Origin of the sequence: Mesorhizobium sp. M0166, assembly GCF_040322255.1 — a bacterium.
Classification (GTDB): domain Bacteria; phylum Pseudomonadota; class Alphaproteobacteria; order Rhizobiales; family Rhizobiaceae; genus Mesorhizobium.
Genome location: NZ_JAMYTD010000006.1, coordinates 39,072 through 63,910 on the forward strand (window position 1 = coordinate 39,072; position 24,839 = coordinate 63,910).

17 protein-coding genes are annotated in these 24,839 nt (G+C 63.6%); 13 read left to right on the top strand and 4 right to left on the bottom strand.

What is annotated here, in order from left to right:
* The first annotated feature begins 18 nt into the window (after window positions 1-18).
* The 11 genes from NKJ46_RS09810 to amaB all read left to right on the top strand — a co-directional run bounded on the left by NKJ46_RS09810 (window position 19) and on the right by amaB (window position 18,412).
* Window positions 19-1,053 carry an ABC transporter substrate-binding protein gene (locus NKJ46_RS09810; RefSeq protein WP_352664431.1) on the top strand — a complete coding sequence of 345 codons (1,035 nt, stop codon included), beginning with the start codon at window positions 19-21 and terminating at the stop codon, window positions 1,051-1,053.
* A gap of 108 nt (window positions 1,054-1,161) precedes the next feature.
* A complete protein-coding gene (locus NKJ46_RS09815; RefSeq protein ID WP_352664433.1) occupies window positions 1,162-2,343 on the top strand; it encodes a serine hydrolase domain-containing protein in 1,182 nt (393 codons plus the stop codon).
* Between the two features lie 119 nt (window positions 2,344-2,462).
* A complete protein-coding gene (locus NKJ46_RS09820) occupies window positions 2,463-4,769 on the top strand; it encodes a Tex family protein (protein WP_352664435.1) in 2,307 nt (768 codons plus the stop codon).
* 562 nt (window positions 4,770-5,331) lie between these two features.
* Window positions 5,332-6,522, top strand: a complete 1,191-nt coding sequence (locus NKJ46_RS09825) for an acyl-CoA dehydrogenase (protein WP_352664437.1) — start codon at window positions 5,332-5,334, stop codon at window positions 6,520-6,522.
* Between the two features lie 438 nt (window positions 6,523-6,960).
* Window positions 6,961-10,332: a transglutaminase family protein gene (locus NKJ46_RS09830; protein WP_352664439.1), complete on the top strand. Its 3,372-nt coding sequence runs from the start codon at window positions 6,961-6,963 to the stop codon at window positions 10,330-10,332.
* 6 nt (window positions 10,333-10,338) lie between these two features.
* On the top strand, window positions 10,339-12,750 hold the full coding sequence (locus NKJ46_RS09835; RefSeq protein ID WP_352664441.1) for a circularly permuted type 2 ATP-grasp protein: 2,412 nt from the start codon (window positions 10,339-10,341) through the stop codon (window positions 12,748-12,750).
* Window positions 12,751-12,757: 7 nt separating this feature from the next.
* Window positions 12,758-13,642 carry a transglutaminase family protein gene (locus NKJ46_RS09840; protein ID WP_352664443.1) on the top strand — a complete coding sequence of 295 codons (885 nt, stop codon included), beginning with the start codon at window positions 12,758-12,760 and terminating at the stop codon, window positions 13,640-13,642.
* Between the two features lie 118 nt (window positions 13,643-13,760).
* A complete protein-coding gene (locus NKJ46_RS09845; RefSeq protein ID WP_352664445.1) occupies window positions 13,761-14,879 on the top strand; it encodes a DNA topoisomerase IB in 1,119 nt (372 codons plus the stop codon).
* An 86-nt stretch (window positions 14,880-14,965) separates the two neighbouring features.
* Entirely contained in the window at window positions 14,966-15,340 is a 375-nt protein-coding gene (locus tag NKJ46_RS09850) for a YciI family protein (RefSeq protein WP_292663532.1), read from the top strand.
* Window positions 15,337-16,611, top strand: a complete 1,275-nt coding sequence (locus NKJ46_RS09855; RefSeq protein WP_352664447.1) for an RNA polymerase sigma factor — start codon at window positions 15,337-15,339, stop codon at window positions 16,609-16,611. Before NKJ46_RS09850 ends, NKJ46_RS09855 begins: the two co-directional genes overlap by 4 nt.
* A 289-nt stretch (window positions 16,612-16,900) precedes the next feature.
* The gene (gene amaB, locus NKJ46_RS09860; protein ID WP_352664449.1) at window positions 16,901-18,412 is read left to right on the top strand and encodes an L-piperidine-6-carboxylate dehydrogenase; all 1,512 of its coding nucleotides are present in this window, start codon (window positions 16,901-16,903) and stop codon (window positions 18,410-18,412) included.
* A gap of 59 nt (window positions 18,413-18,471) precedes the next feature.
* Here the strand turns inward: amaB and NKJ46_RS09865 are convergent, their stop codons facing one another.
* Window positions 18,472-19,335 (bottom strand): hypothetical protein, encoded by an 864-nt coding sequence (locus NKJ46_RS09865; protein WP_352664451.1) that lies wholly within the window; start codon window positions 19,333-19,335, stop codon window positions 18,472-18,474.
* A 712-nt stretch (window positions 19,336-20,047) separates the two neighbouring features.
* On the opposite strand from NKJ46_RS09865, the gene NKJ46_RS09870 reads away from it, so the two are divergent.
* Together NKJ46_RS09870 and NKJ46_RS09875 are read left to right on the top strand one after the other, a co-directional pair.
* Entirely contained in the window at window positions 20,048-20,860 is an 813-nt protein-coding gene (locus tag NKJ46_RS09870) for a nucleotidyltransferase family protein (RefSeq protein WP_352664453.1), read from the top strand.
* Window positions 20,853-21,605, top strand: a complete 753-nt coding sequence (locus NKJ46_RS09875; protein ID WP_352664455.1) for a metallophosphoesterase family protein — start codon at window positions 20,853-20,855, stop codon at window positions 21,603-21,605. Before NKJ46_RS09870 ends, NKJ46_RS09875 begins: the two co-directional genes overlap by 8 nt.
* A 49-nt stretch (window positions 21,606-21,654) precedes the next feature.
* On the opposite strand, the gene NKJ46_RS09880 is transcribed toward NKJ46_RS09875, so the two are convergent.
* The 3 genes from NKJ46_RS09880 to NKJ46_RS09890 all read right to left on the bottom strand — a co-directional run bounded on the left by NKJ46_RS09880 (window position 21,655) and on the right by NKJ46_RS09890 (window position 24,714).
* Window positions 21,655-21,834, bottom strand: coding sequence for a hypothetical protein (locus tag NKJ46_RS09880; RefSeq protein ID WP_352664457.1), 180 nt, complete (start codon window positions 21,832-21,834; stop codon window positions 21,655-21,657).
* A gap of 94 nt (window positions 21,835-21,928) precedes the next feature.
* Window positions 21,929-23,542 (bottom strand): DHA2 family efflux MFS transporter permease subunit, encoded by a 1,614-nt coding sequence (locus NKJ46_RS09885; protein WP_352664459.1) that lies wholly within the window; start codon window positions 23,540-23,542, stop codon window positions 21,929-21,931.
* Window positions 23,539-24,714, bottom strand: a complete 1,176-nt coding sequence (locus NKJ46_RS09890; protein WP_352664461.1) for an HlyD family secretion protein — start codon at window positions 24,712-24,714, stop codon at window positions 23,539-23,541. Before NKJ46_RS09890 ends, NKJ46_RS09885 begins: the two co-directional genes overlap by 4 nt.
* Between the last annotated feature and the right edge of the window lie 125 nt (window positions 24,715-24,839).

The window sequence follows — 24,839 nt, forward strand, 5'->3', positions numbered from 1 at the left end:
GAAAATGGGAGTTAGAACATGAACTGGAAGACAACAGCGACCGCCATCGGGTTGGCGTTGCTCGCCTCGACGAGCGGCGCTTTCGCGGAGGGCGTTTTGAACATCTACAATTGGGGCAACTACACCAGCCCCGACGTGATCAAGAAGTTCGAGCAAAAATACAACGTCAAGGTGACCATCACCGATTACGATTCGAATGATACCGCGCTCGCCAAAGTGCGTCAGGGCGGCACCGGTTTCGACATCGCGGTGCCCTCGCAGACCTTTGTTCCGATCTGGATCAAGGAAGGCCTCGTCCAGGAAACCGATCCGGGCAAGATGGAGAACTTCAAGAATGTGGCGCCGGAATGGGCCAATCCCGATTTCGATCCCGGCCGCAAATATTCCGTGCCGTGGGCCTGGGGCACGGTGGGCATCGTGGTGAATACCGATGTCTACAACGGACCGTCGGACAGTTGGGGCATCATCTTCAACACGCCCGATGAACTGAAGGGCAAGGTCAACGTCGTGCCGGAAATGAACGACGTCATGTTCGCGGCGACCAAATATGTCGGCGGCGCGCAATGCGCCAGCGACAAGGAAACGTTGAAGAAGGTGCGTGACACGCTGGTTGCAGCGAAGCCAAACTGGATCGCGATGGAATACAACACCATCGAGAAGATGGGCGCCGGCGATTTCAAGGCGACGAGCGACTGGAACGGCTCGGCTCTGCGCCAGCGGCTGGCGAACCCGAAAATCCACTACTTCTATCCCAAGGAAGGTTTTGGTCTCTGGAGCGACAATGTCATGGTCCTGAAGGAAGCCAAGAACGTCGAGAACGCCAAGCTGTTCCAGAACTTCATCATGGATCCGGAGAACGCCGCCGGCCTGTCGGCCTTCCACCGCTACGCCAATGGCATTGCCGGCTCGGACAAGTACATGCCGGCCGATATGAAGGACGCACCGGAGGTCATTATCCCGGAAGCCGTCAAAGCGCGCGGCGAGCTGCAGACACTGTGTTCCCCGGAGGTGCAGGACATCTACAGCAAGATCTGGACCGAACTGCAGAAGTAACCCGGCCCAGCCCGGCGGCATTTGCCGCCGGGTTTTCCGGCGATCGGCTGTGCATGCCATCGCCGCGGCGCTCGCCTAAAACATAAAAAGAATTTGGAAGGAAGCGCCATGGCCGGCAAGACCGCGTTCGAGACCCGATACGGCTTTGCCCGAAACCAAGTGCTGCTCGGCAATTGGCGGGAAAGCCCGTTCAGCCGGTGGTCGTTCCAGAATGCCGGCGAGCTGGTGCCTAGCGCTGCCGTGGCGGCACAGCCGGGCAGCAGCGAGGCGCCGGCGCAGGATTTCGGCGGGCTACTTGGTGAAAAGGTCGCTCTTGCAGGCGGCGCGGAGATGGTCGCGGCTTTTCTCGGGCGCTCCGACACCGACGCGCTGACGATCATGAAAGGCGGTAAATTCGTCGGCGACTGGTTCGCGCCGCATATGGAGTTCGGTTCGCGCCACATCGTCTTTTCGATCAGCAAGTCGCTGACCGCCATTGTTGCCGGCATATTGGAAGGCGAGGGGATTTTCGATCCGCAGGCTCCGGTAAGTCGCTATCTGCCCGAAGCCGCCGGCTCGGCCTATGGCGATGCGAGCGTCCGGCACGTGCTCGACATGAGTGTGAGCCTCGATTTCGAAGAGGCCTATCTCGATCCGGAAAGCGCCTTCGCCCGCTATCGCCGCGCCATGCTGTGGAATCCAGGCGGGGGCACCGAGAGCCTGGCCACTTTCCTCATGACGCTGCAGGGCCTGGCCGAGCCGCATGGCCGGACGTTCCGCTACCGCTCGCCCAATTCCGACCTGCTCGGCATCCTGCTCGAACGTGCGTCGGGCCAGCGCTTCGCCGATCTGATGCGCGAAAAATTATGGGCGCCGCTCGGCGCCGTCAGCGATGCCTCCGTGACGGTCGACATGGAAGGCACGGCGCGCACCGCCGGCGGCATTTCGGTGACGCCGCGCGACCTCGCCCGGGTCGGCGAGATGATGCGGCAAGGCGGCACTGCCCATGGCCGCCGTGTCGTGCCGGAAGCCTGGGTGCGCGACACGACCGAAACAGGCGGTGACGCCGAGGCCTGGCAACGCGGCACGATGGCGTTCCTGTTTCCGCGTGGCCGCTACCGCAGCAAATGGTACCAGACGAGCGCGGCAAGCGGCGCCTTCTGCGGCATCGGCATCCACGGCCAGTGGCTTTACGTCAATCCGAAGGCCGAAATGGTAATCGCAAAGATGTCGTCGCAGCCGCTGCCGGTCGACGATCCGCTCGATCTGGATATGGTTTCGTTCTTCGAGGCGCTGAGCCGGATGGTCTGATCCGATCCAGACAGCCGACCTTTCCTGTGGACCTCTCGCCGGGTTGAAAATGGCGCAGTTGGCGCATCGGTGCTCTGCGCCTATGGTCGCTGCTCGTTTCGACCAGCGACAGGTACGACATGGCATCCGACATCAAGCGCATCGCAACCATCATAGCCGCCGAGATCGGCGCGCGGCCCGAACAGGCCGCGGCGGCGATCGGCTTGCTCGACGACGGTGCGACCGTGCCGTTCGTGGCGCGCTACCGCAAGGAGGTCACCGGCGGCCTCGACGACACGCAGCTGCGCGACCTTGCCGAGCGGCTGGCCTATCTGCGCGAGCTTGACGCGCGCCGCGACACCATCCTTGGTTCGATCCGTGAGCAAGGCAAGCTGACCGAAGAGCTCGAGGCAAAGATCGCTGCGGCCGTCACCAAGGCCGAGCTCGAAGACATCTACCTGCCTTACAAGCCGAAGCGCCGGACCAAGGCCGAGATCGCGCGCGAGCGTGGGCTGGGCCCGCTGGCGGAAGCTATTCTCGCCGACCGTACGGCCATGCCCGCCGAGCTGGCGCTGGCCTACATCAGCGAAGACGTCGTTGGTACCAAGGCGGCCCTCGAGGGAGCGCGCGACATCCTGTCCGAACAGTTCGCCGAGAATGCCGATCTGGTCGGCAGATTGCGGACCTATATGAAGGAACGCGCCTTCCTGCGCTCGCGCGTCGTCGATGGCAAGCAGGAGGCCGGCGCGAAATTTTCCGACTATTTCGACCATGTCGAGCGCTGGGCCAACGTGCCCAGCCATCGCGCGCTGGCCATGCTGCGCGGCCGCAACGAGGAGGTGCTGTCGCTCGACATCGAAGTCGATGCCGACGATGCCTCTCCGGTGAAGCCGGTCGAACGGATGATTGCAGAAGCCTACGCCATCGGCCGCCAGTTGCCGGGCGACCGCTGGCTGATGGAGGTCGCCGGCTGGACCTGGCGCATAAAGCTGTCGCTGCACCTGACGCTCGATCTGATGCGCGATCTGCGCGAGCGGGCCGAGGAAGAAGCGATCCATGTCTTCGCCCGCAATCTCAAGGATTTGCTGCTTGCCGCGCCTGCCGGCTCGCGGCCGACGATGGGCCTCGACCCCGGCATCCGCACCGGCGTCAAGGTGGCGGTGGTGGACGGCACCGGCAAGGTTCTGGCGACGACGACGGTCTATCCGTTTCCGCCGAAGAACGATGTCCGCGGCACGCAGGCCGAACTGGCCAAGCTCATCCGGCTGCACAAGGTCGAGCTGATTTCCATCGGCAATGGCACCGGCAGCCGCGAGACCGAAAGGCTGGTCGCCGACATGCTGGCCGATATGCCTGCCGGGTCCGGGCCGAAGCCGCTCAAGGTGATCGTCAGCGAAGCCGGCGCCTCGGTCTATTCCGCCTCGGCAACGGCGGCAGCGGAATTTCCCGGCCTCGACGTGTCGCTGCGCGGCGCGGTGTCGATTGCCCGGCGCCTGCAGGATCCGCTCGCCGAACTGGTCAAGATCGAGCCGAAGTCGATAGGCGTCGGCCAGTACCAGCACGACGTCGATCAGTACCGCCTCGGCCGCTCGCTGGAAGCGGTGGTCGAGGATGCGGTCAATGCCGTCGGCGTCGACCTCAACACGGCGTCGGCGCCGCTTCTGGCGCGGGTTTCGGGTCTCGGCGCATCGCTGGCCGAGGCGATCGTTGCGCATCGCGATGCCGCCGGCCCGTTCGCCAGCCGCCGCGAACTGTTGAAGGTCTCCCGCCTTGGACCCCGGGCGTTCGAGCAATGCGCCGGCTTCCTGCGCATTCCCAACGGCAGCGAACCGCTCGATGCCTCGGCGGTGCATCCGGAAGCCTATGGCGTGGCCAAAAAGATCGTCGCCGCCTGCGGGCGCGACGTTCGCTCGCTGATGGGCGACAGCGCCGCACTCAAGGCGCTCGATCCGCGCGTCTTCGTCGATGAGCGCTTCGGCCTGCCGACGGTGCGTGACATCCTGGCGGAGCTGGAAAAGCCCGGCCGCGATCCACGCCCCGGTTTCAAGACCGCGACCTTTGCCGATGGTGTCGACGACATCAAGGATCTGAAGCCCGGCATGCAGCTTGAAGGCACCGTCACCAATGTCGCGGCCTTCGGCGCCTTCGTCGATATCGGCGTACACCAGGACGGATTGGTGCACGTCTCGCAACTGGCCGATCGGTTCATCAAGGACGCGCATGAGGTGGTCAAGGCCGGCGACGTGGTCAAGGTGCGTGTCGTCGACGTCGATATCAAGCGCAAGCGCATCGGCCTGTCGATGCGCAAAGACGGTGACGGTGGCGCACCGCGCGACAATGGCAACAGGCCGGTGCCGCGCGCGCCGGCGCCCCAACGCCAGCCGGAGCGGCCGGCGCAGCAGGGCGCGTTCGGCGCCGCTTTGGCCGATGCGTTGAAGCGGAAGTAGCAGGCGATCGCTTCAGACAAAAGCTAAGCGCTCGACAGGGCAATTGTCGAGGCGCCGTCGGCGAAGTTGCTGATCTCCCCCCTTGCGGGGGAGATGCCCGGCAGGGCAGAGGGGGGTGCTGTCCCGCCGACCTGTCAACCAATTACAGCCACGCCCTCAGGCTTCTGGTTGGGAATGGCTGAAGTTGGCGATCCTTCCCACCCCCCTCTGTCCTGCCGGACATCTCCCCCGCAAGGGGGGAGATCGGATGTCGCTGCGGCTTTCGCCAATCGCCAACGCGGCGGGTTTTGTGTTTGAGGGTCTCTTGCTTCGAGCTCCGAAGCGAAAACATTTTAGACGCGACTGAGCAGCCAGGCGCCGCCCGACATTGATGATCCATCACCAATGCTCATGGATCGGCGACGCTATTTCGTTTGATTTTTTCAGGACGGGAGCCGATAAGCCGCGCGTTTCAAGATTTCTGTTTCGATGCATGTCGTTATCTCCAAGCTGCCGGACACCCTCGGGTCAGGCCCGCGGGCAAGCTTTGGGCGACATGCATGAGTTTGGGAGACCGAGAGCCATGGCCGCCGACAAGAACGCATTCGTCTGGGATGATCCTTTCCTGATCGAGGACCAGCTTTCGGAGGACGAGCGCATGGTGCGCGATGGCGCCGCGGCGTTTGCCGCCGACAAGCTCGCTCCGAAGATCGAGGAAGCCTATCTCGAGGAAAAGACCGACGCCGGGATCTTTCGCGAAATGGGCGAGGCGGGTCTGCTCGGCATCACCATCCCCGAGGAATATGGCGGGCTCGGCGCCAACTACGTCACCTACGGGCTGGTCGCGCGCGAGGTCGAACGCGTCGATTCCGGCTATCGCTCGATGATGAGCGTGCAGTCGTCGCTGGTGATGTATCCGATCCACGCCTATGGCTCGGAAGAACAGCGCAAGAAATACCTGCCGAAGCTGGCGTCGGGCGAATGGATCGGCTGCTTTGGCCTCACCGAGCCGGATGCCGGTTCCGACCCGGGCGGCATGAAGACACGGGCCGAAAAGACCGCGAACGGCTACAGGATCTCCGGCTCGAAGATGTGGATTTCCAACGCGCCGATCGCCGACGTGTTCGTCGTCTGGGCAAAATCGGCCGCGCATGACAACGAGATTCGCGGCTTTGTGCTGGAAAAGGGCATGAACGGGCTGTCGGCGCCGAAGATCGGCGGCAAGCTGTCGCTGCGCGCCTCGATCACCGGCGAAGTGGTGATGGAAGGCGTCGAGGTCGGCGAGGACGCGCTGCTGCCCAATGTCTCGGGTCTGAAAGGACCGTTCGGCTGCCTCAACCGCGCGCGCTACGGAATCTCCTGGGGCGCCATGGGCGCGGCGGAAGATTGCTGGCACCGCGCCCGCCAGTATGGCCTCGACCGCAAGCAGTTCGGCAAGCCGCTGGCCGGCACGCAGCTTTTCCAGAAGAAGCTCGCCGACATGCAGACCGAGATCGCGCTGGGCCTGCAGGGCAGCCTGCGCGTCGGGCGGCTGATGGATGAAGGCAAGATGGCGCCGGAGATGATCTCGCTCGTCAAGCGCAACAATTGCGGCAAGGCGCTCGACATCGCCCGCCAGGCCCGCGACATGCATGGCGGAAACGGCATCCAGATCGGCTACCACGTCATGCGCCACGCCCAGAACCTGGAAACCGTCAACACCTATGAGGGCACGCATGACGTGCATGCGCTGATCCTCGGGCGGGCGCAGACAGGGTTGCAGGCGTTCTTTTAGGGTTCAGGTGTTCTCCGCTCCAAGGTGCTGGCATCTCCTCCCGCAAAGCGGAGATCGCCAACTTTCCGTCGACCATGCCATATTTTGTTCTTGCTTTGTGCCGGCAGCTATGCTACTAATTTGGTTATAGTGCTAATTGGCACCGACGACCCGCCCACCGAGGCGGGTTTTCTTTTCAGCTCTTTTCGACCAAGCATCGCGTATGCTGCCGATCATCGATATCGGCGGGAAGCGCCCGGTGCTGACCCGCCGGCCTTCGGCTCTGCAGCGTTGCAACGTCGTGCCGCCACGCTGCGGAATCCCAGGGTCGGCGCTCCGTTTCGTGAGGCTGTGAAGCTGCTTAATTTAGGTGCAGCGCAACATCTCTGCTTGGAGAATGGTCAGCATTCGTGTCAGGGTTCAGCGAACTCCTTTTGAAACGCCGACTTCAGGGGCACCATGGCAATTCTGGCAGCCGTCTATCACCTGACCCACTACAAATACGACCGGCCGGTCATATTGGGCCCGCAAGTCATAAGGTTGCAGCCTGCGCCGCATTCCCGCACCAAGGTGCTCAGCCATTCGCTGAAGGTCGGGCCGGCAAACCACTTCGTCAATCTGCAGCAGGACCCCTACGGCAATTTCCTGGCCCGCTTCGTGTTCCCCGAACCGGTGACGGAACTGAAGATCGAAGTCGACCTCGTTGCCGACATGACCGTCTACAATCCGTTCGATTTCTTCGTCGAGCCCTCGGCCGAGACGTTTCCGTTCGAATACCCCGAAGAGATCAGAGATGATCTGACCATCTACCGTACGCCCGAACCGGCGGGGCCGCTGTTGGAGGCATTCCTGAAAACCATCGCGCGCCACCCGACCAATACCGTCAATTTTGTCGTCGACCTCAATGCGCGGCTGCAGCGCGAGATCGCCTATATCGTGCGCATGGAAACCGGCGTTTTCTCGCCCGAGGAAACGCTGGCGGCCGGCAAAGGGTCGTGCCGGGATTCCAGCTGGCTCCTGGTGCAGATACTGAGGAACCTCGGCATCGCCGCGCGCTTCGTCTCGGGCTATCTGATCCAGCTCAAACCCGACCTCGTCGCGCTCGACGGACCGGCTGGCACAGCCGTCGACTTCACCGATCTCCATGCCTGGTGCGAGGTGTATCTGCCGGGCGCCGGCTGGATCGGCTTCGATCCGACCTCCGGCCTGCTCACCGGCGAAAGCCATGTGCCGCTCGCGGCAACGCCGCATTTCCGCAATGCCGCGCCGATCTCCGGCATGGCGAGCTTCGCCAATGTCGAGTTCGGTTTCGACATGAGGGTCGACCGCATCGCCGAGCATCCGCGCATTACCAAGCCGTTCTCCGACGAGAGCTGGAAGGCGCTGGACGCGCTGGGGGTCCAGGTCGATGCCGCGCTCCAGGCCGGCGATGTGCGGCTGACCATGGGCGGCGAGCCGACCTTCGTCTCAATCGACGATTTCGAGGCTGCAGAGTGGAACACCGCCGCCGTCGGGCCAACCAAGCGCGAAAAGGCCGATGCACTGATCCGCCGGCTGCGCGAACGCTTCGCGCCGGGCGGCTTCCTGCATTATGGGCAGGGCAAATGGTACCCCGGCGAAAGCCTGCCGCGCTGGACGTTCTCGCTCTACTGGCGCACGGACGGCGAGCCGGTGTGGAGCGACCCGTCGCTGATCGCACATGAAAAGAGCGAGGCGGATGTCGGACCGAAGCAGGCCGAGAGCCTGCTGACGGCGATTGCCGACGAACTCGGCATCGACAAGACGATGGTCAGCGAAGCCTATGAGGATCCGGCTGAATGGCTGCTGAAGGAAGGCAAGCTGCCGGGGAATGTCGATCCCTCCAATTCGAAGCTGGAGGATCCGGAGGAGCGCAGCCGCATGGCGCGGGTGTTCGAACGCGGGCTGACCAAGCCGTCGGGCTATGTGCTGCCTGTCCAGCGCTGGAACAGCCAGGCGTCCGGACCGCGCTGGCGCTCGGAGAAGTGGAAGACGCGGCGCGGCAGGCTGTTCCTGGTGCCCGGCGATTCGCCGGTCGGCTACCGCCTGCCGCTCGGCACGCTGCCTTATGTGCCGCCGGCGCAGTTCCCCTATATCGTGCCGGTCGATCCATCGCTGCCGCGCGGACCATTGCCGGCGCGCGAGGCGATCTTGCCCGGTGCTGCTTCTTCGCCCGCCCCGGCCGAACTGGAAGGCGCCGACGAGATCGCGCGATGCCAGCAGGCGGTATCCTTCACGGCCGTTACCGGCCAGCAAGACCGTGTCGAACAGGAGATCACCGAGATCGGCGGCGCCGTGCGTACCGCCCTTTCGGTCGAGCCGCGCGACGGACGGCTTTGTGTGTTCATGCCGCCGGTCGAGGCGCTGGAGGACTATCTCGAACTGGTCGCGGCGGCGGAGAACGCGGCAAAGGCGATCGGCCTGCCGGTGCACATCGAGGGCTACGGCCCGCCGCACGATCCGCGCCTCAATGTCATCCGCGTCGCACCCGATCCCGGCGTCATCGAAGTCAATATCCACCCCGCCGCGAATTGGCAGGATTGCGTGGCGACGACCACGGCGATCTACGAAGAGGCGCGGCAGACGCGGCTTGGCGCCGACAAGTTCATGATCGACGGCCGCCACACCGGCACCGGCGGCGGCAACCATGTCGTCGTCGGCGGCGCCACGCCCAATGACAGTCCGTTCCTGCGCCGCCCCGACCTGTTGAAGAGCCTGGTGCTGCAATGGCAGCGGCATCCGTCACTGTCCTATCTGTTCTCCGGCCTGTTCATCGGCCCGACCAGCCAGGCGCCGCGCTTCGACGAGGCACGCCATGATTCGCTCTACGAACTCGAGATAGCGATGGCGCAGGTGCCGCATCCGGACAAGGGCGCGGCACCCCTGCCGTGGCTGGTCGACCGGCTGTTCCGCAACCTTCTGACCGACGTGACGGGCAATACCCATCGCTCGGAAATCTGCATCGACAAGCTGTTTTCTCCGGACGGGCCGACGGGCCGGCTCGGGCTGGTCGAATTCCGCGGCTTCGAGATGCCGCCCAACGCGCGCATGAGCCTGGCACAGCAATTGCTGGTGCGCGCCATTATCGCCCGGGCCTGGAAGAACCCGCTCGATGGCCGCTTCGTGCGCTGGGGCACCTCGCTGCACGACCGTTTCATGCTGCCGCATTATGTCTGGGCGGATTTTCTCGATGTGCTGGACGACCTCAAGCTGAACGGCTTTGCGTTCCGTCCGGAATGGTTCGACGCCCAGCTCGAATTCCGCTTCCCGTTCTGCGGCGAGGTCCAGCACGCCGGCGTCAAGCTGGAACTCAGGCAGGCGCTCGAGCCGTGGCATGTGATGGGCGAGCAAGGCGCGATCGGCGGTACCGTGCGCTTTGTCGATTCCTCCGTCGAAAGGCTGCAGGTGAAGACCGAGGGGCTCAACCCGGAGCGTCACGCCGTCGTCTGCAACGGCCGCGTCGTGCCGATGAAGGTGACCGACAACAGAGAAATCGCGGTGGCCGGCGTACGCTTCAAGGCCTGGCAGCCGGCGTCGGGCCTGCATCCGGCGCTGCCGGTCAACACGCCGCTGGTCTTCGACATCTATGACCGCTGGTCGGGCCGCGCGGTCGGCGGCTGCGTATACCATGTGGCACATCCCGGCGGGCGCAGCTACGACACGTTCCCGGTCAATGGCAACGAAGCGGAGGCGCGGCGGCTCGCCCGCTTCGAGCCACGTGGCCATACGCCGTCCAGCTATGTGCTGCGCCACGAAGAAGCCTCTGAAGATTTCCCGATGACCCTTGACCTTCGGCGGCCGCAAAGACTCTGATCAGCCATGGCGAAGGGGAATCACAAAAAGCTGCGCAGCAAGCCGCAGACCCACAGTCTGCTGGAGCACTATCAGCCGATCGACGGCGTCGTCGACGAGATGGTCGATGCGTCGGGCAATCCGCGGCCGGCCTGGCGGCACTTCGTCGAGGCGCTGGAGGACCTGGGTCCGGAAAAGCTTGCCCAGCGCTTTGCCCGCGCCGACCAGTACCTGCGCGATGCCGGCGTCTATTACCGCGTCTACGACAAGGCCGGCGCCAATGAGCGGGAATGGCCGCTGGCGCATGTGCCGCTGCTTATCGAGGAGCAGGAATGGGCTGACATCAGCGCTGGCCTGGTCCAGCGGGCCGATCTGTTCGAGGAGACCATCGCCGACATTTACGGGCCGAACCGGCTGGTCGAGAAAGGCATTCTGCCGGCCGGATTGATCGCGGCCAGCCCGGAATATTTGCGGCCGGTCGTCGGCACCAGGCCGGCCAGCGGCCATTTCCTGCATTTCTGCGCCTTCGAGCTCGGTCGTGGCCCGGACGGCCGCTGGTGGGTGCTTGGCGACCGCACACAGGCGCCGTCGGGCGCCGGCTTTGCACTGGAAAACCGCGTCGCCACCACAAGGGCGCTGTCCGACATTTACGGCGAGATGCATGTGCACCGCCTGGCCGGTTTCTTCCGCCGTTTTCGCGATGCGTTGATCGGCATGGCCAAGCAGGCCGGCGGCCGTGTCGCCATCCTGACACCGGGCCCGCTGAACGAAACCTATTACGAACATGCCTATATCGCCCGCTATCTCGGCATCATGCTGCTCGAGGGCGAGGACCTGACCGTCTCCGGCGGCAGGCTGATGGTGCGCACGGTTTCGGGGCTGATGCCGGTCAGCGTCCTGTGGCGGCGGCTCGACGCCGCCTTCGCCGATCCGCTCGAACTGCGGCCGGACTCGCAGATCGGCACGCCGGGGCTGGTCGAAGCGGTACGGCAAGGGGCGGTTTCGGCCGTCAATGCACTGGGCTCCGGCCTGATGGAGACACGCGCGCTGCTCGCCTTCCTCCCGAAGATTTCACGCGCCCTGCGCAACGAGGAACTGCTGCTGCCGACCGTCGCGACGTGGTGGTGCGGGCAGGAGACGGAGCGCGCGCATGTGCTCGCCAATATCGACAGCATGGTGATCGGCCCGGCGCTGTCGACGCGGCTTGCCTTCGAGGACGATGGCTCGACCAAGCTCGGGTCAGCGCTGTCGGTCGAGGAACGGGCCGAACTCGTCGCCCGGATCGAACGGGACGGCGGCGACTTCGTCGGGCAGGAAGCGGTGACGCTGTCGACCACGCCTGTCTATGTCGGCGGCTGGCTGGAGCCGCGGCCGGCAAGCCTGCGCGTCTATCTGGCGCGGACGCCGGAAGGCTGGACCGTGATGCCGGGCGGTTTTGCCCGTGTCGGCTTTTCGCTCGACCCGACGGCCATCGCCATGCAGCGCGGCGGCCAGGCGGCGGATGTGTGGGTGGTCAGTGACAGGCCGGTGGAGCGCGAGACGCTGCTGCCGCAGGAGCACGACAGCTTCACCCGCACCCTGCCGGGCAGCCTGCCCAGCCGCGCGGCGGAGAACCTGACCTGGCTCGGCCGCTATATCGAGCGGTCGGAAGACACGGTGCGCATCCTGCGCGCCTACCATGTGCGGCTGGCCGAGACATCCGACCCCGAGATGCCGCTGCTCGCCGATATCAGCGACTATCTCGCGCCGTTCGGCATCGACGTCGAGACGGCAATCCCGTTGGGACTCATCGGCACGCTGGACAGCGCCGTTTATAGTGCCGGGCAGATCCGCGACCGCTTCTCGCCTGATGGCTGGCTGGCATTGAAGGATCTGTCGAAGACCATCCATCAATTTGCCGCGACAGTGGCGCCGGGCGACGACGCGACAAGGGCAATGACGGTCATCCTGCGCAAGCTGGCCGGGTTTTCCGGCCTGCTGCACGAGAACATGTACCGCTTTGCCGGCTGGCGTTTCCTGGAAATCGGCCGCAGGCTCGAGCGCGGCATCCAGATCGCCCGCACGCTCGCCCGGCTGACCAGAGCCCAGGCGCCGGAAGGTGCGCTCGACATGATGCTGGAGATCGGCGACAGCGTCATGACCCACCGTCGGCAATATCCGGTGCAGGCGGGGCGGCGCACGGTAGTCGACCTTTTGGCGCTCGATCCGCTCAACCCGCGCTCGATCCTTTTCCAACTCGAACGGCTGAAGGCCGAAATCGCGCTGTTGCCCGCGGTCGGCGCTGAAGGCCATATGTCGCCGGCGGCCAAGGAAATCCTGCAGCTCAACACGTCGATCGCCATCAAGGAGCCTTCGGACATGACGGCCAAGGCCCTCGGCGATCTCGCCAATGAAATCGGCGGGCTCTACAACAGCCTCGCCAAAGCCTATTTCGGATAGAGACGGCATGCTCTACGACATCAGGCTTCACCTGCGTTACGACTATGATGCGGCGGCCGGCGGCGGCCGCCATCAGGTCCGCGTGCTGCCGCCGACCATCCCTGGCGTGCAGCGCGTCATCGCCGCTTCACTGTCTTTTGTGCCGGCGCCCAGCGAACGTTCCGACTTTTCCGACTTTTTCGGCACCAGTGTCACCTCGATCGCCTTTCGGGACCCGCATGATGCACTCGACATCAGGATGAGCGCGCGTGTGTCGGTGTCGCGGCCGGAGCCCGGGCTCGACGTATCGCCGGACATACGCCGGCTGAGGGAAGAACTCGGCGCGGTGCACTCGCTGGCGCCGGCTTCGCCGCATCACTTTCTGGCCGCCAGCGATCATGCCGGCATCGACGCGGCAATCACTGCCTATGCGAAAGGCAGTACCGGCAGCTCGACGGTCGGCACGGCCATGGCTCTGTGCAACCGCATTCACCGCGATTTCACCTATGACGGCGAGGCGACGACGGTGCAGACGCGGGCCAGCGACGCCTTCGGCCTGAAGCGCGGCGTCTGCCAGGATTTTTCCCACATCATGATCGCCGGCCTGCGCGGCCTGGGCATCCCTGCAGGCTATGTCAGCGGATTCCTGCGCACCATTCCGCCGCGCGGGAAGCCGCGGCTCGAAGGCGCCGACGCCATGCATGCCTGGGTCAAGGTGTGGTGCGGGCGCGATGCCGGCTGGCAGGAATTCGATCCAACCAATGGCATGCGGGCAAGCAACGACCATATCACGGTCGGCTATGGCCGCGACTACTCCGATGTGGCGCCGATCGTCGGCGTGCTGAAAACCACTGGTGGACAGGTCGGCGAGCAGGCGGTCGACGTCATTCCGGTCGTGCTCGAAAAGGTGTGACGACGCACGTCTTCGTTGCACGGCGACGTCGATAGGCCGTTCTGGAACCAAGAGATCAAGAGGCGTTGGAACCTGCAGCCGGCAAGCGGCTTATCTACGGAAATTCCGTGGAGAGGACATGCTGGACAAATCCGGGTCGTCGTCTGGCCAATCGGCTGTGAGGAAAGCTGCACCAAAAAACGGGGTGCCGCAGAACGGAGCGCCGGAGAACGGCGCGCAAGCCTCGGCCGTTCGGGCCTCGCTCAACTATGTCACCGACACTGAACCCGGTATTCGCCGGCTGCGTTCGGGCAACGGGTTCTCGTACAAAGGACCCGACGGGCGGATTGTCGACGGGGAGGCGCTGGCACGCATCAAGGCGCTTGCCATTCCACCGGCCTGGACGGATGTCTGGATCTCGCCGGATGCCGACGGTCACATCCAGGCGACCGGTCGGGACCAGCGCGGCCGCAAGCAATACCGCTATCATCAGCACTGGGCGGAGGAGCGTGACGGCGTAAAATACTCGAGCCTGATCGCCTTCGCCGAGAGCCTGCCCGAACTGCGGCGGCAGATCGACGCCGATCTGCGCCGTCACGGCCTGCCGCTGGAACGCGTCGTGGCGGCTATCGTCTGGCTGCTCGACAACACGATGATCCGTGTCGGCAATGCCGCCTATGCCCGCGACAACAAGAGTTTTGGACTGACCACGCTGCGTGACCGCCATGTCGACATCAAGGGCTCGAGCCTGCGCTTCGCCTTCATCGGCAAATCCGGCAAGGAATGGAGATTGAAGCTTGTCGATCGCCGGATTGCCAAGGTCGTGCGTGGAGCGCAGGACCTGCCGGGGCAGAAGCTGTTCCAGTATCTCGACGAGGACGCAAACAGGCATCCGGTGCGCTCAGACGACGTCAACCGCTATATCAGGGAGAACGCCGGAGCGGAGTTCAGCTCCAAGCATTTCAGAACCTGGGGCGGCACCATCCATGCGGCGTCGCTGTTTGCGCAAACCGAACGTCCGGAAAGCCAGGCGCAACAAAAAAGGGTGATGAACAATGTCATCGACAAGGTTGCCGAGCGGCTTGGCAACACACGCGCGGTTTGTCGCCAATGCTACATCCATCCGGAAGTGTTCCGCGCCTGGTCCGAAGGACGGCTGCTTGGCGAAATGGCGGATGCCAACAAAGGCAAGCGCTCGATCGCCGGGCTCGACGATGAGGAGGCCCTGGTCTTGAGATGGCTGAAGGCAAGGGAATGACGCCGGACCGGAGGCGTATTTTTTTGTCGACGCCATGTCGGCATCGGTCCTAGTGTTTCGTCCTTTGATAGAGAAAAGGACGACCCATGCTCTACGCGATCCTCTGCTATGCCTCTGAAGACGTCGTCTGCTCCTGGAGCAAGGAGCAGGACGATGCGGTCATGGAAAAGCTTATCGGCGTGCAGGAAAAATATGCCCAGGCGGGCCGCCTTGGCCCAGTGGCGCGGCTCTTGCCGACGACCGCGGCGACGACGCTGAGGAAGGTCAAGGGCGAATCGATCGTCATCGACGGCCCATTTGCCGAAACCAAGGAACAGTTCCTCGGCTTCTACACACTCGAATGCGCCGACCTCGATGAGGCCGTCGACTTCGCGCGCGAGCTTTCCGAGGTCAACCCGAGCGGCGGCTCCTATGAAATCCGGCCGGTCTCGCTCTTCAATCCCGCCAAGGTTTCCGCATGACCGAACTCGCCTGGATCAGCACGGCAATCAGCACCGCTCGCCCGCAGGTGATGGGGGCATTGCTGCGCTACTTCCGCGACCTCGACGCGGCGGAGGAAGCATTCCAGGACGCCTGCCTGAGGGCACTGAACAACTGGCCGAAAAATGGTCCGCCGCGCGATCCGGCAGCCTGGCTGATCTTCGTCGGCCGCAACAGCGGCATCGATGCGGTGCGCAAGCGCGCCAAGCAGGCGCCGCTGCCGGACGAGGACCAGATCTCCGATCTGGAGGATGCCGAGAGCGACGTCGCCGAGCGGCTGGACGGGGCGCATTACCGCGACGATATTTTACGGCTGCTGTTTATCTGCTGCCATCCCGACCTGCCGGCCACACAGCAGATCGCGGTGGCGTTACGTATCGTCTCCGGCTTGACGGTCAAGCAGATCGCCCGCGCCTTCCTCGTCGGTGAAAGCGCCATGGAGCAGCGCATCACGCGCGCCAAGTCGCGTATCGCCGACGCCGGGGTGCCATTCGAGACGCCGGGAGCGGTCGAGCGCTCCGAACGGCTCGCCGCCGTCGCCGCGATGGTCTACTTGATCTTCAACGAAGGCTATTCCAGCAACAGCGGCGAGGCTTCGGCGCGTGCGCCGCTTTGCGAAGAGGCGATCCGGCTGGCCCGCCTGCTGCTCAGGCTATTCCAGACCGAGCCGGAGATCATGGGGCTGACGGCGCTGTTGCTGCTGCAGCATGCACGCTCGCCCGCCCGCTTCGACGAGAACGGCGAGATCGTGCTGCTCGAAGACCAGGACCGCAGCCTGTGGAGCCGCAAGATGATCGATGAAGGCCTGGCGCTGGTCGACAAGGCGTTGCGCCATCGCAAGCCGGGTCCCTACCAGGTGCAAGCGGCGATCGCCGCCCTGCATGCGCGGGCGGAAAAGCCCGAGGATACGGACTGGAACGAGATCGACCTGCTCTACGGCCTGCTCGAGCAGATGCAGCCGTCGCCGGTGGTGACGCTCAACCGCGCCGTCGCGGTCTCCAAGGTGCGTGGACCGGAAGCCGCACTCGCAATGATCGAGCCGCTGGAGGGAAGGCTTTCCGGCTATTTCCATTTCTTCGGCCTCAAGGGCGGACTGCTGATGCAGCTTGGCCGCGGCGAGGAGGCGCGCGTCGCTTTCGACCGCGCCATCGCGCTTGCCAATACGGCCGCCGAGGCAGCGCATATCCGCATGCACATCGACCGGCTGATGAAAGAAAGCGCCGTGCGGGAAACCGCCAAGACGGCACACTAGAGCGCTTCACCATTTCACAGAAACGGTGAAGCGCTCTATCTCTTTGTTTTGACGCAATTCCGGACGGAAAACCGTTCACACTTTTCCTGGAATTGCTCTAATTCGCTCTATCTTGCTGGTTCAACAGTCGGACGCCGGCTTGGACCATGCCGGGGTGGCGATTTCTCCCTGAAACGCGTAATGCCACGCCACGACAGCGCCTGGTGTGCCGACCGGCAGGGAACCGGTATGGCGAAAAGCTTGGACCGACGCCATATGAGCGACGGGATCTGAAAGGGACGAAACGAAAATGACGATTGCGAAGGAAACGGCCGGGCTTCTGGCGAAACTGGGCGTTGCCGAGGGCGCGCTTACGGGCCGCGACCTCATCGTGCGCAGCCCGGTGACCGGCGAGCAGATCGCCGCGCTGAAGACCATCTCGCCGGCCGATGCGACGACGACCATCGACAATGCCCACAAGGCTTTCCTGGCGTGGCGGCAGGTGCCGGCTCCCAAGCGCGGCGAGCTGGTGCGGCTGCTCGGCGAGGAATTGCGCACACACAAGGCCGAGCTTGGCCGGTTGGTGTCGATCGAAGTCGGCAAGATCCCGTCCGAAGGCCTTGGCGAAGTGCAGGAGATGATCGACATCTGCGATTTCGCCGTCGGCCTCTCGCGGCAGTTGTACGGCCTGACCATTGCCACCGAGCGTCCCGGCCATCGCATGATGGAAACTTGGCATCCGCTGGGTGTCGTCGGCGTCATCTCGGCCTTCAATTTTCCGGTCGCGGTGTGGTCGTGGAACGCGGCACTTGCGCTGGTCTGCGGCGACGCGGTGGTGTGGAAGCCGTCCGAGAAGACACCGCTGACGGCGCTCGCCTGCGAAGCGATCTTCAAGCGTGCAGCAGAACGTTTCGGCGATGCGCCGAAGGGGCTGGCACCGGTGCTGATCGGCGATCGTGCCGTCGGCGAGATCCTGGTCGATCATCCCAAGGTGCCGCTGGTCTCGGCCACCGGCTCGACCCGCATGGGCAGGGACGTCGGACCGCGGCTGGCGAAGCGCTTTGCCCGTGCCGTGCTGGAGCTCGGCGGCAACAATGCCGGCATCGTCTGCCCGACGGCCGATCTGGACATGGCGCTCCGCGCTATCGCCTTCGGAGCCATGGGCACGGCCGGGCAGCGCTGCACGACGCTCAGGCGCCTGTTCGTGCATGAGAGCGTCTATGATGCTTTGCTGCCGCAGTTAAGGAAGGCCTATGAAAGCGTCTCGGTCGGCGATCCGCTGGAGACAAGCGCTCTGGTCGGCCCGCTGATCGACAAGGCTGCCTACGAGAATATGCAGAAGGCGCTGGAGCAGGCGGCTTCGCATGGCGGTAAGATAACCGGTGGAATGCGGGTCGAGAACGGCCATCCCGAGGCCTACTATGTGCGTCCGGCGCTGGTCGAAATGCCGCGGCAGGTTTCGCCGGTGACGGAGGAGACCTTCGCGCCGATCCTCTATGTGATGAAATATACGGACTTCGACGCCGTGCTGGAAGAACACAATGCGGTGGGAGCGGGGCTGTCATCGTCGATCTTTACCCGCGACCTGCAGGAATCCGAGCGCTTTCTTAGCGTCGACGGATCGGACTGCGGCATCGCCAACGTCAATATCGGCACGTCAGGGGCCGAGATCGGCGGTGCCTTCGGTGGCGAGAAGGAGACCGGCGGCGGCCGCGAGTCGGGGTCCGATGCCTGGAAGGCCTATATGCGGCGCGCCACCAATACGGTGAATTATTCCAAGGCGCTGCCGCTTGCGCAGGGCGTGTCGTTCGACATCGATTGAAATGCCGGACCTTCGTCGCGGTGGCGCCAACATCGCGACGAAGGCGTTCGACTCGCTGTTCAGCTTGCTTCGGAAGTTACAACACAGTTGTCGAAGGCTGCATCGATGATGGCGAGCTTGACCGCCTGGGCGGTCATGTATTCCTGATAGAACTCGCTCGACACCCACATGACCGAATGACCGCGCTGGCCCAGCCAGCCGATGCTGCCGAGTTCCTCGGCATCGCGCAATTTGCGCGACAGGTGAGTCCGGGAAAGCTTGAGCCAGTTCGCAAAATCCCGGATTGAGACGACACCGGTCGGAATTCGGTCCAGATCGGCATGATCGGGATCGACGCCGGACATCAGCCAATCCATGACGATGCCGCCATTGTCGAGCCAGGTGAACAAGGAAAAAGTCTGTCTTGGCTCGCGCACGGCATGCGACGAAAGCAGGCCGTCGGCCACCAGTGGCTGCAATTTGGCGAGCGCATCCGGTTGTGCGACGAATGCCACCAGTCGAGATCCACCGTCCAGGCTGTCCAGCGTTTTCAGATGGGCCATGACCCAGCCGGCAACCGTCTCCAGAGTGCCCGCCGTCGGCTCAAACGGGCGGATGCGCCCGTATTTGATCGGCAAATGCCGGATGAAACCGTAATGCAGCATCTCCTTCAGGAAGGCGTCGGCGGTGTTGCGGCTGGCCACCAAATGCCGGCAGGTATCGTCCATGAACCGTGCGGACGTAAGTCCCTTGCGATGATCGTCCGGCTCTCGATCGAAATACAAGCCAAGGCCGATATGGGCCATCAGCCAACGTTGTTGGGTGGCGAATACGGAGGCCAGCCGCGGGTTCGCTTCATAGGTCTGGAGCAGCGTCCGCGACTGAGCCTGGACATGCCGACGCAATGCCGGATGGCTGGCAATGTCTTCAGAAACCAGCGCCATCCCCGCCGAGCCCAACCAAATTTGCAACTGGAAATACCGGTCACAATTTCAGCCTTCGCGGACCGTGTCCAGAGCCGGCGCATCAGGATACCAGCTGAATCCCGCCGGTTAGCAATTCCGCGACTGGGTCGCCGAGGACCTGATCTCGCGAAGCGCTGATCTTGCCGCACGAGACTAGCCTGCTCGAACCCATAATGGTGGCTTCGCCTGGCCAGCCGGCGTTCCCGACGGCGACGCGGAACCAACACCAGTTTTGCTCGTTGAAGAACGCTGATTGGACCGAGACAGTGAGGAACTACAGAATGGAGAATGGCCCTTTTGCCACGCCGCCCGCAGCTTTCCGGCAAACAGCGTCGGTCTGGCCGCGTGCGCTCAAGTGGCTGCTGCGCCGGGTGCGCAGTGCCTCCGACAGCTCGGGAACCATGTTGAAGCCAATCCTGTCCGAACCCGAGGATGATAGCGGGCCTACTCCGCCTCGACGCGCCTGAGGGTGACCGCGCTGCGATCTTGACGCCAAAAATGACCGCTCACATATCCTTTTAGGGCCGCGCCGCAGCCGACGGTCATGACCGCTTCGAAGGCCTGCCACGGCGGCGTGTCCGCCTGATGCGGAAGGCAAGAGCGGCAGTGGCGCGCAACGGCGGAACCATCGGGCATGCTTGGCTATTAGATACAGGCGGCTGCTGGTCTGCCGGGCCAGGAGCCTTTACTAATGATCATCAATCCCCCACCGGAAAGCGCCATCCCGGCATCCGTTCCGTCGGTCGATCCAAAAGCCGCCCCGACGCCTCGCAATGCCGAAGCGGAGGTCTTTTATATCGAAGCGATCCGCGAACTTGTCGCGACCGGCATCCCCTTTCTCGTCGCCGGCACCTATGCCGTAAGCGCCTATACCGGGATCATCCGCCCGACCAAGGATCTCGACATTTTCTGCAAGGCCGGCGACTGCCCGCGCATCCTCGCTCATTTCAAGCGGATCGGCTACGCCGTCGTGGTCGAGGACGACCGGTGGCTCGGCAAAGTGTTCAAGGGGACGCATTTTTTCGACGTCATTTTCGCCTCAATGAACGGCACAATGCCGGTCGACGACCAGTGGCTGGAGCACGCCCGTCAGGGCGAATTGCTGGGCAGCCAGGTGCGGATCATCGGTCCCACCGAGCTTGTCTGGTCCAAATGTTTCATCCAGGACCGCGGCCGCCACGATGGCGCCGACGTTTCGCACACCATCCTCAAGACGCACGACCAGATCGACTGGCAAAGGCTGCTTTCCTACATGGAAGTCCATTGGGAAGTTCTGCTGATGCATCTCTTGAACTTCCGATGGATCTATCCGTCGGAGCGGGGCCGCGTACCCGCCTGGCTGCTCGACGAGCTGCTTGACCGGCTGGCCAGGCAGCGCGAATTGCCACCTTCCCGGATGAAAATCTGCCGTGGGCGCATGCTTTCACGAACCGACTATGAGATCGACGTCAAGGACTGGGGCTTTGCCGACGTCGGCGGTGAAGGAGAACATAGCAATGGCTGACGAGCTCGAAACTGCTTCGGCAAAGGCGGAAAACGGCGGCACACTCAAAGTCGCCGCCATTGGCGATCTGCATGTCGGCAAGGAAGACCAGGCCTCGTACCGCGATCTTTTCGGCGAGATGTCGCGTGAAGCCCAGGTTCTCGTGCTGACGGGTGACCTTACCAATCTCGGCAAGCCTCGGGAGGCCGAAATCCTTGCCGAGGAACTGCGTGCCTGCACGATCCCGGTCGTCGCCGTACTTGGCAACCACGACTATGAGTCAGGCGCCGTCGACCAGGTCACCGACATTCTGCGCCAGGCGGGCGTTCACCTGCTCGACGGTGAAGCGACAGAGATTCACGAGGTCGGGTTCGTTGGGGTCAAGGGCTTCGTTGGCGGTTTTGGATCGCGCATGCTCGGCTCCTTCGGCGAACCAGCGATCAAGTCAATGGTGGCGGAAAGCGTGAACGAAGCGATGCGGCTTGAAAACGCGATGCGGCAGGTCCGCGCCAAACGCACGCTTGTCGTTCTGCACTACGCGCCTGTCGTCGAGACGGTCGAAGGCGAGCCGCTGGAGATATTCCCGTTTCTCGGTTCGTCACGCCTGGCCGAGACAATAGACCGGTTCCAGGTCAGCGCGGTGGTGCATGGTCATGCGCATCGCGGCGCCTATGAGGGCCGCACGCCGGGCGGGGCGCCGGTCTATAACGTTGCCATGCATGTCGCCAAGCCGACCGGCCGCCCCTACGCCATGCTCGAAATCTGACAGGCGGCGCCACCGGCGCAAGCAATCGTCAGTGCACACTGCAGAATGATCACGGCAATTGCCGGGTAACAGCCATCCGCTTCGGTGGAATGTCGTTTTCATCCGGGTTGGGAACGGGATCCTCGTCGGGGAGCCTGTCGGGGTCCGGCTCACGCACGGGCTTGGGATCGGGGATGGGAGGCGGTGGCACCGGGGTCGGTGTTGGCTCGGGTGTGGGAATAGTGGCCATCGTAATCATCTCCTCTTGGCGCAGAACAACGCAATGGGCCAGCTGGTTCCCGGCTTCCTCGTTTTTGGAAAATCACACGGTCGCACTTGGCCGGTCAGCCCATCTCCGGATTCGGCTGGCTGCCGCCCGACTTGTTTGACCGCAGCAGCAGCGCCAGCGGAACGAGCAGGGCGGTTGCCACCGCGCAGTAGCGGAAGACATCGACATAGGCGAGTAGCGTGGCCTGGCGGGCGATCAACTGGCCAAGCCAGCCGATCGCCTGCTGCTTCGCCTCGACTATCGGCGAACCCTGGGCGACGAAATGATCGGTCGCCTGCCGAAGCGCCTGCTGATAGGCGGGCGACGATTGCACGGTGTGGCCGACCAGATTCGATTGATGGATCTGGGAGCTTTGCGCAATGACGGTGTTGGACAGCGAGACGCCGATGCTGCCGCCGATATTGCGGGCAACGTTGATCAGCGCCGATGCCTGGTTGGTCTTCTGCGGGGGCAAACCGACATAGGCCGCGGTCGAGATGGGAATGAACAGGAACGGCAGTCCGACCATCAGGAAAACACGGGCAAAGGCAAAGAAGCGGAAGCTGGCGTCCGGAGTAAGCGAGGTCATATGCCAAAGGGCCACTGCGACCACCGACATGCCCATCATGATCAGGTATTTAGGCTGCACGATGCTGCCTACAAATCCGGACACCGGCATCAAGATCAGCATGGCGATGCCGCCCGGCATCATCGAAAGGCCCGAGAGCGTCGCGGTGTAGGCAAATGTCGTCTGCTGCAGCTGCGGCACGATCTGGGTGGTGCTGAACAGGATAGCACCGACCGCCATCATGACCAGGAAGGCCGTGCCGAACTGGCGCGTGAACAATAGGCGCATGTCGACGACCGGATCGCTGCGACTGAGTTCCCATGGGATAAGCAGCAGGAATGCGATCGCGGAAATCACTGCGAAAGTGGTGATGAAATCCGAGGCGAACCAATCGTAGCGCTGGCCCCGGTCGAGAAATATCTCCAGGCACCCCAAGGCTATCGCCACCAGGACGAAGCCGACCCCGTCGATCTTCAGGCCGCCTTTCAGCCGTTCCTTGCGTTCGCGTTCGAGGACGTCCGGTTCGACCACCAGCCATTGCACCAGGGCCAGCGACAGGATGCCGAACGGCACGTTGATGAAGAAGATCCAGTGCCAGGAGAAATGGTCTGTCAGCCAGCCGCCGATTGTCGGCCCGACCGTCGGTGCGACGATGACGGCAATGCCGTAAAGTGCGAAGGCTTGCGAGCGCTTTTCAGGCGGAAAGGTGTCGGCAAGGATCGATTGCTCGCTTGGCGCCATGCCGCCGCCGCCGAGGCCCTGAAGGACCCTGAACAGGATGAGCAGTTCCAGGTTGGGCGCCAGTCCGCACAGCAGCGACGCGACGGTGAAGGTCGCAACGCAGAGCATGTAGTAGCGCTTGCGGCCGATGACGCTTGCCAGCCAGCCGCTGACCGGGATGATCACCGAGTTGGCGACGAGATAGGTGGTAATCACCCAGGTGCTTTCGTCCATTCCGGCCGCCAGGCTGCCGGCGATGTTGCGCAGGGCGACATTGGCGATCGAGGTGTCCAGCACCAGCATGAAAGTGGCGATGGAGACGACGACGGCGATGAGCCAGGGATTGTGCGTCCCGGCGGCGGATCGGCTTTCGCCCTGATTTCTGGCGGTTTCGCCGCTCATCGCACCTTGACCGTCGGCACCACCGACAGGCCAGGGCCGAGAAGCACATCCGGCGGCTTGTCGAAGACGATCTTGACCGGCACGCGCTGCACCACCTTGACGTAGTTGCCGGTGGCATTTTCAGCCGGCAGGAGGCTGAAGGCGGTGCCGCTGCCGGCCTGGATGCTGTCGACGCGGCCATGGAAGGACTTGTCCGGGTAGGCATCGATATCAATGTCGACCGGCTGTCCCTGCCGCATCAGGTCGAGCTGCGTCTCCTTGAAATTGGCCTTCACCCAGACCTCGTCGGGAACGAACATCATCAATACCTGGCCGGGTTGGGCGTAGGTGCCGTTAGCGGCGGAAATGCTCGTTGCCCGCCCGGCTGCGGGTGCTGCGATAGTCGTGCGCGACAGCGTCGTGCGGGCTTGCTCCTGGCTGGCCTTGGCCTGATCGAGCTGCGCCTCGGCGCTCCTGGCCTGTGCCCGCAAGACCGAAACCTGGCTTTTTGCGGAGGCGACATTGGCCTCGGCGCTGTCCAGCGCGGCCTGGTCCTGACGCAACGTCGATGCCGCCTGCTGCGCCTGCTGTTGCGTTGCTGTGCCCCTGGCCAGGAGTTCGCGATTGCGTTGATCCTCGGCCTTGGCGAAATCAAGCGCTGCCTTGGCCTGTGCAACCTGTTTCTGGGCAGCGTTCACCTTTGCGTTTTGAGCCTCGATCTGGGCGGTGACATTGACGATTTCGGCCTCGGCCGCGGCGACGCCGGCGTCGGCCTGCTTCAGGTTTGCCTGATAGTCGCTGTCGTCGATACGCAGGAGGACATCGCCCACCTGTACATGCTGATTGTCGGTAACCGCCAGCTCGGTAATGCGGCCGGCTATTTGAGCGCCGATCGTCACCGTGCGGGCGTCAATGAAGGCGTCGTCGGTCGATTCGTACTGGCGAGCGTTCAGCCACCAGATCGCGATGCCTGCCGCGACGAGCAACAGCGCAAGCGCGATCGCTGCAGCCGCATAGGGATGGCGCCTGGGAAAGCCGAGCAGACCGGCCTTTCGTTGCGAGGCGTTCCCGTCGGGTTTTTCCTGCCGCGGCTCTGCCGATCGCTCACGAGATTCTCGAACCGGGGCCGGTTGCTCCCGGGTTTCATTTACAGGCTCGACGTCTTGCTCGACGCGTTGAGGCTTCGTGTCCAACGGAATTGCTTTCAAGACTGATACTGATATTGCAGCCGCCGAAGCGGACGCAAAGCCAAACGGCAAGCTTCCGCAAAAGTTCCTGTCTGGAACCGGGTTCGGTTAACGGGTCGACATCGAACACA

Coding starts and splice junctions, on each gene's coding strand:
- NKJ46_RS09810 (WP_352664431.1), top strand. CDS start 19: ATGAACTGGAAGACAACAGCGACCGCCATCGGGTTGGCGTTGCTCGCC.
- NKJ46_RS09815 (WP_352664433.1), top strand. CDS start 1,162: ATGGCCGGCAAGACCGCGTTCGAGACCCGATACGGCTTTGCCCGAAAC.
- NKJ46_RS09820 (WP_352664435.1), top strand. CDS start 2,463: ATGGCATCCGACATCAAGCGCATCGCAACCATCATAGCCGCCGAGATC.
- NKJ46_RS09825 (WP_352664437.1), top strand. CDS start 5,332: ATGGCCGCCGACAAGAACGCATTCGTCTGGGATGATCCTTTCCTGATC.
- NKJ46_RS09830 (WP_352664439.1), top strand. CDS start 6,961: ATGGCAATTCTGGCAGCCGTCTATCACCTGACCCACTACAAATACGAC.
- NKJ46_RS09835 (WP_352664441.1), top strand. CDS start 10,339: ATGGCGAAGGGGAATCACAAAAAGCTGCGCAGCAAGCCGCAGACCCAC.
- NKJ46_RS09840 (WP_352664443.1), top strand. CDS start 12,758: ATGCTCTACGACATCAGGCTTCACCTGCGTTACGACTATGATGCGGCG.
- NKJ46_RS09845 (WP_352664445.1), top strand. CDS start 13,761: ATGCTGGACAAATCCGGGTCGTCGTCTGGCCAATCGGCTGTGAGGAAA.
- NKJ46_RS09850 (WP_292663532.1), top strand. CDS start 14,966: ATGCTCTACGCGATCCTCTGCTATGCCTCTGAAGACGTCGTCTGCTCC.
- NKJ46_RS09855 (WP_352664447.1), top strand. CDS start 15,337: ATGACCGAACTCGCCTGGATCAGCACGGCAATCAGCACCGCTCGCCCG.
- amaB (WP_352664449.1), top strand. CDS start 16,901: ATGACGATTGCGAAGGAAACGGCCGGGCTTCTGGCGAAACTGGGCGTT.
- NKJ46_RS09865 (WP_352664451.1), bottom strand. CDS start 19,335: ATGGCGCTGGTTTCTGAAGACATTGCCAGCCATCCGGCATTGCGTCGG.
- NKJ46_RS09870 (WP_352664453.1), top strand. CDS start 20,048: ATGATCATCAATCCCCCACCGGAAAGCGCCATCCCGGCATCCGTTCCG.
- NKJ46_RS09875 (WP_352664455.1), top strand. CDS start 20,853: ATGGCTGACGAGCTCGAAACTGCTTCGGCAAAGGCGGAAAACGGCGGC.
- NKJ46_RS09880 (WP_352664457.1), bottom strand. CDS start 21,834: ATGGCCACTATTCCCACACCCGAGCCAACACCGACCCCGGTGCCACCG.
- NKJ46_RS09885 (WP_352664459.1), bottom strand. CDS start 23,542: ATGAGCGGCGAAACCGCCAGAAATCAGGGCGAAAGCCGATCCGCCGCC.